Source organism: Streptomyces sp. NPDC058674 (genome assembly GCF_042716505.1).
Lineage (GTDB): Bacteria > Actinomycetota > Actinomycetes > Streptomycetales > Streptomycetaceae > Streptomyces.
Genome location: NZ_JBHXSC010000078.1, coordinates 21,702 through 29,489, shown reverse-complemented (window position 1 = coordinate 29,489; position 7,788 = coordinate 21,702). Strand labels below are relative to the sequence as shown.

Sequence of the window (7,788 nt, the reverse complement as noted above, 5' to 3'; positions counted from 1 at the left end):
TAGATGGTTTTTAGCGTGTGGCCGGGCGGCGGGCGCGGGCCGGGGCCGGGCGGCGGGCGCGGGCAGGCCGGGCGGCGGGCGCTGCAGGGGCACTTGGCCAGGACCGCGTGCGGCAGCCCATGCCTCAGGTGAATGAGGGTGACCAGCAACCGGTCGACGAAGACCAGTTTCGGCTTGCGTCCAGCCCCCACCGATCGGCGCCGGGGCCCCCACGCTGATCACGTAGCGCGGACTCGCGCGCTGCCTCCCACGGAGCCGCGAGTTCTTCGCGCAACTCGCCGAAATGTGCGCGGGAGACACCGGGCAGCCCTGTCAGCTGTCTGCCGGCAGTAGCTTCTTGATCACCGCGACGGCGGTCTGCGGTTCGTCGGCGTGGCAGCGGACCGTATGAACCTCCGCGCACCGCCCCAATAGGCTTACGGTGGTGACTGTTTGGGTCAGCTCAATAGTGATCGAGGTCTGCGACGCGATGGCCACGTCCAGCACACCATCCTCGGACTTGTTCGCGTCCGGGAAGCGGAGGTCGTAACGGGCGGCCCCGATCCGTTCCAGGGGTATCCGCAGATCGAGCCGTGCACCTCGCCGTATCCGCAGCTCGTCCGGCCCCACGACGTGTGGGCGTGTGACGGCGGCGGCGTGCAGCCCCAAGACCAGAAACACCGTGTAGAGGTCGAGAAGCAGCATGACCAGGTGGGCGACCGGATACGCGGCGAGCATGAAGGACACCCCGACCGTCTCGACCACGAACACGAAGACCAACCCGTACGCCGTCGGCGCCTGAGCACGCGCATACCCGACAGCGATATCCGCGTCCCCGACCCCGTGCGAGCGCCGAGCCACCCACAGCCCGAGGCTCGCCATCCACCGCCCCTCGTGTGCCGCCAGCCGTCGCGCCTGTGCGATGAATGCCCCGATCCCCATGTGCCTCAGTGAATCAGAGGGACCCCAAAATTCCCCCAAGTCGCTAATCCCGAGCGGAGCGGTAGTGGTCGGCGATTGCGGCGAAGGCGGCCTTGGGCTCCCAGGGCAGGCCGGGGTAAGTATCGCCGTGGCGGTCTTCGAGGATTTTGACGATGCCGAGGCTGGCGAGGTCGAGGTCGTCGCGAGGATCGCCATCGGGGCGGTGGGGCAGGTTGTACAGCGCGAAGAGGAACACGAAGGCGCTATCGACGCCCTCGCTGTCGAAGATCTCCAGCAGTTCGCTCAGGTAGGCCGCTTGGCCGGCCTCGTCGCGCTCGTATTCCCCAGTCAGCCGGAGCGGCGCCCCGGTGGCTTCGTCGGTTTCGAGGATTTCCATGCTGCGGGGTGCGACGTCACCCGCGCCGCGCCAGGTGGCGGTGCCGAAGCCGGTGATGGCGACCGGTTTGGGCTGTGCGACAAGGCTGCGCACGGCGTCTCGGAATCGGTCGGCTACCTCCGCAGATCGGATGAGTTCGAAGGTCGTGAAGTCGAACAAGTCCCAGTCGACGGCTTCGAACTGGATGGCGGCGTAGGTGACCTTGCCGTGGAAGCGCTCGCGGACCACCGCGACGGCTTCGCGGAGGAAGGCGTTGAGGCGGATGCCGACTCCGGCGATTCTCTCGGTCCGGCGGGCCGGGTCGCTCAGTAGCCAGCCGAGTCGCTCTTCGGTGCTGTCGCCTTCGAGGAACCCATGGTTCATGACACTCAACTCGGCGCCGGTAACGAACACGACTTCGGCTCCTTGCGTCCGGAGCCGCTCGGCCCGCTCTGCGCAGTCAGCGATCAGGGCGAGGACTTCGTCGGTCGTCAGCTCCAGCGGGTAGGGCGAAAACCAGATCTCCAGTCCGAGCTCGGCGGCGTGACGGGCGGCGAGTTCCAGGCGGCCCGGGTCACCGCCGGTGATGTGGACGGCGGTGCAGTGGAGATCGTCACGGATGATGGTCAGCTCGTTCTTGACCAGGTCGGGGTCGAAGTGCTCCCGGGAACTGCTGCAGTTGCGGAGGAAGCCGGTGTCGTAGCAGATGCCCTTGGCTCGCATGCGTGTGACCTTTCTGTAGGGGTGCCCGAGAGTAGAAGCAAATATTGCGTGCACGCAAGTTTGCGGGCACGCATTCAGGCTGGGATACTTCGAGGGTGACTACACGGCGGACCGGGCTGCGCGAGGAGAAGAAGCAGGCCACCCGAGTGGCATTGCGTGAGGCAGCGCTGAGGCTGGCCCTCAAACACGGGCCCGACAACGTCCGCGTCGACGACATCGCCGAGGCAGCCGGGGTCTCGCCGAGGACCTACAACAACTACTTCTCCAGTCGCGAACAGGCGATCGTCGCCGCCATCACCGCCGAACGGGAATCCCGGGTCGCCGCGGCCGTGGCAGCCAGGCCCACCCAGGTCCGCCTCGCCGACGCCTTGGCCGAAGCGATCCTGGAGCAGTACACCGAACCGCGTGACCACGACGAGCTGCTGCTGCTGACCGCCAGCCCCGTGCTGCGTGACGCGTTCCTCGCTGCCGCAGCAGCGATCGAACACCCCCTGGCCGCCGCGATCGACCAGCGCCTCGGCTGCCCTGGCACGCCTGCCCCTCGCGTGCTCGCGGCGAGCGTGGCCGCTGCGGTTCGGGTCGCACTCCAGCAGTGGCTCCAACCTCCGGCCGCACCCCTCACAACCGGTGGGCTCGTCGTGCCGTCCGGCTCGCTACCAGACCTGCTCCGCTCCGCGCTCGCCACACTCGAACCCGCACTTGACGCCGCCGAAGAACAGGCACAACAGCGCCTGCTCACTGACGGCGCCGACGTCTCAGTGGGTCCGGCGTGAGCCGCAGCGTCGTCAACGATCGACGGCAGCGTTTCACAGGTGGTATGAGCCGCGTTGCGGCGAGAAGGATGAGGATTGAAGGATGAGGATGACGCCGAGCCGTCGGCAGCCTTTTGACCAGGGTTCTGAGTCCCTGGACGGCCTGCTTGCGTGGCGGGCAGTGGCCCAGCCCGGCGGGAGGGTGGGACCGGGCCGTTGAGGCCGGTGCGGCGTCACGACCGGCACCGAGACCACCGCGGGGTTCATCGCCAGCCGGGGCGGCCCGGACGGGTCAGCGACGGCGTCGCTTGACGATCAGCGTGCCGGCGAGGCCGAGGCTCGCGGCGATGACGGCGCCGGGTGCCAGCCACTGCCAGGGCAGGCCCGCTTCCGCAGAGGCGGCTTCAGCCGGGGCCGCAGCGGTCTGCCCGGCGCTGGGGGCCGGGGTGGGCGTGTTCGTGGGGGCCGGGGCCAGGAGGTCGACGTCAGGGGCCCCGGGTTGCCCGCCTTCTCCAGCAGGACCCGGACGCCACCGATGTTGCGGAAAAGCGTGGTAGCGGCGTAGCCGGTCCGGGCCTTCGGCCCTCGTTCAAGCCAGATGGCACGGATACGGGAAGGAATCAGCGCGTATGTTCAAGGACCAGGGCCAGGAGGGTGCGGTGCGGGAAGAAGAACGGGGCGATGCTGCCGTGAGGGGGTCGGTGGCAGGCGCCAAGACGAGCGGGGTGACATCGGTGAGTCGGCCGGAGAAGGATCTGATCGAGTATGTGCGCGCTCGCGCCGACGAGACCAGCGCCACCGAACTCCAGGCTGTGGAAGGCTGGGCCTATGCCTCGGTCTACCACCTGATCCTCGACGTCGGCCGACTGTTCACCCCCGCTCCCCTGCCCGCCTCGCTCTCCCGCGGGTATCCCGGTTTCTGTTTCTCCAATGCGGCAGCAACATGCCAGGAACAGCCCGGTGTGGAGCTCGCCTACGTCGAGGGTTTCGGTTCGACGCCGGTCGACGGCCACGGCACCGTCCACGCCCCCCACGGCTGGGCCTCCACTCCCGCGGGAGATGTCGTAGACCCGACCTGGCCCTACCGGGACGGTCTCGCCTACCTCGGGATCCCGTTCGCCAATCCGGACGATTGGCCCCACCCACTGCTCGGCGGCGGCCTACTCGTCGAAAGCCGCACCTTGATCCCGATCCTCAGACATGGTCTACACCCCGGCCAAGTGGCCCCTCTCGGACGGTCCCTGTCCACCCTCATCGGCGACGTTTCGATAGACATTGATGATGAAACGAAGTGCTGACGTGCGCCAGGAGGGAAGCCCCGTGGACGGACTGGAGACAACGCCGAAGGCCCATTTCGGCATCCCCTTCGCCCACCCGTCGGCCTGGCCACCGCCCCGCCCGGACCGGAGGCCGGGGTGTGGGCTCCGGCTGGGGCCATTCGGAAGCCCTGCGGTCCAAGAACGGTGCCCCCGACCGTGACTTGGCCGGGCAGGACGTACCACTCGGCGTCCGCGGGTGGACGCCGGCCGGCCGACGACCAGTCGGTGGTGAAGCGGACCTTCAGCGAGGCGGAGCCGCCCTCCTCGTCGTAGCTGAGATTGCGCTCCTGGGCACTTTCGTCCCCATGCTCGGACTCTCCCGTGTGCCAGATCAGATCGCGCTCCAAGGCTTTCAGGGGTTGAAGTAGAGGCGCAGGGTGAGTCCGGAAGACGTCGGCCGTGTGGAACGAGTAGGAGCCCAGGCCGTTGGACTCGGTCTGGAGGGCGGCGGTAGAGGTCGACGGCCAGGGTTCGCGATGGTGCCTGGGTGGCCGAGCTGGCCGGCGATGTCTTCAAGGGCTGGCCAGCCGGGATGCGGCTGATCGTGCGCAGTATTTCGGCCACTCGCAGAAGCGATAGCGGTTCGATGTCTCGGGTCGGCCTTGGGTCGCTTGCGAGAATCTGCAGGTCAACGCATTTTGGGGGATGGATCCAGCGACTAAAGCGACTGAAGCCCAGACACGCGTTCTGTTTTGCAGCGCTCGGTTATACGTCGGCCCCTTGTGCCGGTCGTTCGGACCTCTCGGTCTTTCGGCCCTTGCTCCCGGCGGCCAGGGTCGTGGGGTCTACGGCTTCCGCTGGCGCTCCCGAGGCGTAGAGGCCGTCTGGAACGGTGTCGCGGTCGTGCGGCAAGAGCCAGAAGACGCGGCGGCGGAAGGTGCCGCTGGAGCGGGAGGGCTTTGCCTGGGGGCCTAGTTGGGCGTAGCCGACGAGGCGGCCGTCGCGGTGGTAGGCGGGCTTGCCTCGTCGGGTGGGGAGCCGGTCAAGGGACTGGCGGACGTAGTCGAGCTCGGTGACGTCCTCGAGCCAGACCAGGTCGACTTCGTGGTGGATCTCGTCGTCGGAGATGAGCGAGCTCATGCGTTCTCCTCCTCTGCGAGCAGCCCGATGCCGGGGTAGTACTTCTTCGAGTTAGACAAGATCATTTCTTTGGGTGAGGCAAGGCCTACGAGCTCGCGTGCCCGTGCTGCGAAGGCGCGCGAGGAGATGGTGGGCGCGCCTTCATTCTGGCACCAGGTGCGGTAGACGCTGTAGAGGCGGGCTTGCTCGGCTCGGTGGTCGGCGTGGAAGGTGCAGCATTCTTCGAAGAAGCGGCCGGTGTGGTCTTCGGTTTCCGCGTAGGCGGTCGTTGCGATCCTGACCGGTGCGGGCCCCGTCAGGTCTTTCTCGCCGGCGAGGTAGCGGCGAGCGCCGTCGATGAGCCAGGCGAGGATCCCGGGGCCTTCTTCCGTGACGAGGATGTCCGCGAGGTTGTCGATCTTTCGGTCATCTGAGACGACCTTCTCGAAGGGGACCAGGCGCATACGGCGCCAGAAGGCGAAGCCGCCGGTGCCCACCTCCGGGCGGTGGTTGCCGATCAGCCAGAGCTTGTGGGTGGGGGCGAAGGAGAAGAAGTCCTGCCGCATCCGGCGGGCCTTGATCCGGTCGCCGCCGGTGAGGAGTTTGACCCGGGCTTCGTCGAACTTGTCGCCAGGCTTGACCTCGGAGCAGACGATGACCCTGCGGCCGTGGAGCTCGGCGAGCTCGGTGGGGTGACCGTCGAAGGTCCGGGCCATCAGGAATCCGGGGGGTGCTGCGTCGGCATAGTCGCCCAAGAGTTTCATGAGGACGTCCAGGAGGACGGACTTGCCGTTCTTGCCGGCGCCGAACAGGAAGGGCATGACCTGGGCGCCGACGTCTCCGGTGATGGAGTATCCGAGCATCAGGTGGAGGAAGTCGATCATCTCCCGTCCTTCGGCGTTGCTGCCGAAGGTGTCGGTGAGGAATCGCTCCCAGCGGGGGGTGGGCTGCTGCTTGGGTCCGGTGGATGTCGAGCGGGAGTGGAAGTCTTTGTCGGGCTGCGGTGCTCGGATCAGCCCGGTGTGCAGGTCGACGATGCCCGCGGGAGTACACAAGGCGTACGGGTCGGCGTCCAGGAGCTCGGCGCGCAGAACCATGCCGGGGGCTGACTTTGCTTGGGTGAGCATGGCGTTCATGCCAGACGTGCTAAGGGCACGGCGCCGGTGCTTTTGGAGGGACTGGTTGCTGTGCAGGCCGCGGGGGTCGGTCGTGGCAATGGCCTCGGCCAGGTCCCCGGCGGCCCAGACGACGGTGTCGTCCTCGTCGACTTGCCAGCGGGTGGTGTCCCAGCGGTACCACCCCAGCCCGGGGACGTGGCGGTAGTCCCCTGAGTAGAGGCGGACGAACAGCTTGGCGTTGCCGCGGTCGCTGAGGGTGTCGGGCAGCAGCCCGGAGGGAGTCGCGTGGTCCAGGTGGGCCTGTTCCGTGCCCTGGGCGGGCACGGGCCGTGGCGGGTCCTGGGCGAGGATCTGCGCGGCAACCGCTTCCGGGTCGAAATCAAAGAGGAAGCTGCCCGTTTCGGGTGCAGGAGTCACGGGCGGCCTCCGAGGTGCAGGGGGCGCTGCGCGCCGGCGGTCATCCCGCTGCGGATGATCTGGTTCGACCGCTGCTCTTGGCCAGGGCGGGCTGTGGCGGCGGCATCCCGTAGGGCATCTTCGGCGACGGTTTCCGTGAGGTGGCCAGCTGCGACGAGCCCTCCAAGGGTGTAGGCGGCCCTGTTCAGTTTTTCGGTGAAGCTCGCGCCCTCGGTGACTTGGCCGCAGGCCGCGACGTCGGCGAGGAGGGCGCTCAGGAGCCGGGAAGTCTTGTCCCGGCCTCCGCCGGCCGCGAGGACGGCCTGTCGGGCGCGGGGGGGTACAGGGCGGGGGGCAGGGATGTGGGCGGCGGGCAGGTGGCCGGTTCGCTGGAGTTCCTGGGCTAGCCACGCGGGCAACGGGGCGGGTTGACGGACCGTTCCGATGGGCTTGTACGTTCCCGCGGAGATTCTGGTGCCGGGCGCGATGATGTATCCGCCGTGCGCGCGGATATCGACCTGCCAGGCGAGGGCCCTCTTCTTGCCGGCCCCGGTGGAGCACTGCCAGCGTCGGCCGTCGGTCGCCCGGTACCAGACGTGCATGCCTCCGGAGGGAGTGCGTACGCGGAGGGTCGACTCGTCGTCTGCGGGAGAGCTCTCGCGGCGGAGCGCCGCGAGTACAGCCATGGAATGGAAGCCGGTGCGCAGGCCTTTGAGGTCGACGGCGTTGCCGATGGGAATGCCCGGCAGGAGGCGGTCCCGCTCAGGGGGCTCGCTTTCGTGTGCGTCGATGTCAATGACGACCAGGTCTGCGGGTCCGCATGCGACTCCGACGCCTTGGTGGGGGTTGGCGGTCCACCACTCATCGATACGGGAGTAGTCCAGGGTCGCGGCATGGAAGCCGTGGCACCAGCGGCCCGCCTGGAGGCAGGGGCAGTTCGTGTGTGTGTGGCCTGGTTCGCTGCATTTGCGGCAGTTGGCGGGCGGTGTCTTACGGCCGGGTGCCAGGGGGTGCACGGGCCAGCCGTTGCTGGCGCACCACCGGGCCAGGCGCAGGCTAGCGACTGAGCGCTCGGGCGGGGTCTGCCCTGAGTCGCTGCGCGAAAACCGCAGCTCAGCAGGCATGTACTTCCCCTCACAGCGACC

The 7,788-nt window shown here is 68.1% G+C and carries 7 protein-coding genes and 1 pseudogene; 2 read left to right on the top strand and 6 right to left on the bottom strand.

What is annotated here, in order from left to right; translation table 11 throughout:
- Positions 1 to 312 precede the first annotated feature (312 nt).
- Together ACFWU6_RS29275 and ACFWU6_RS29270 are read right to left on the bottom strand one after the other, a co-directional pair.
- A complete protein-coding gene (locus tag ACFWU6_RS29275; RefSeq protein ID WP_383983958.1) occupies positions 313 to 921 on the bottom strand; it encodes a hypothetical protein in 609 nt (202 codons plus the stop codon).
- Positions 922 to 964: 43 nt separating this feature from the next.
- Positions 965 to 1,999, bottom strand: coding sequence for a hypothetical protein (locus ACFWU6_RS29270; protein WP_383811612.1), 1,035 nt, complete (start codon positions 1,997 to 1,999; stop codon positions 965 to 967).
- Positions 2,000 to 2,094: 95 nt separating this feature from the next.
- On the opposite strand from ACFWU6_RS29270, the gene ACFWU6_RS29265 reads away from it, so the two are divergent.
- Positions 2,095 to 2,772: a TetR/AcrR family transcriptional regulator gene (locus tag ACFWU6_RS29265; protein ID WP_383983955.1), complete on the top strand. Its 678-nt coding sequence runs from the start codon at positions 2,095 to 2,097 to the stop codon at positions 2,770 to 2,772.
- A gap of 608 nt (positions 2,773 to 3,380) precedes the next feature.
- Entirely contained in the window at positions 3,381 to 4,049 is a 669-nt protein-coding gene (locus tag ACFWU6_RS29260; RefSeq protein ID WP_383983960.1) for a hypothetical protein, read from the top strand.
- 134 nt (positions 4,050 to 4,183) lie between these two features.
- Here ACFWU6_RS29260 and ACFWU6_RS29255 read toward each other — a convergent pair.
- The 4 genes and pseudogenes from ACFWU6_RS29255 to ACFWU6_RS29240 form a co-directional block, all read right to left on the bottom strand.
- A pseudogene (locus ACFWU6_RS29255) lies at positions 4,184 to 4,417 on the bottom strand (DUF4437 domain-containing protein); the annotation flags it as partial.
- A gap of 358 nt (positions 4,418 to 4,775) precedes the next feature.
- Positions 4,776 to 5,150: a DUF6009 family protein gene (locus ACFWU6_RS29250; RefSeq protein WP_383811600.1), complete on the bottom strand. Its 375-nt coding sequence runs from the start codon at positions 5,148 to 5,150 to the stop codon at positions 4,776 to 4,778.
- Positions 5,147 to 6,664 (bottom strand): phage/plasmid primase, P4 family, encoded by a 1,518-nt coding sequence (locus tag ACFWU6_RS29245; RefSeq protein WP_383811597.1) that lies wholly within the window; start codon positions 6,662 to 6,664, stop codon positions 5,147 to 5,149. Before ACFWU6_RS29245 ends, ACFWU6_RS29250 begins: the two co-directional genes overlap by 4 nt.
- Entirely contained in the window at positions 6,661 to 7,767 is a 1,107-nt protein-coding gene (locus ACFWU6_RS29240) for a bifunctional DNA primase/polymerase (RefSeq protein WP_383983952.1), read from the bottom strand. Before ACFWU6_RS29240 ends, ACFWU6_RS29245 begins: the two co-directional genes overlap by 4 nt.
- Between the last annotated feature and the right edge of the window lie 21 nt (positions 7,768 to 7,788).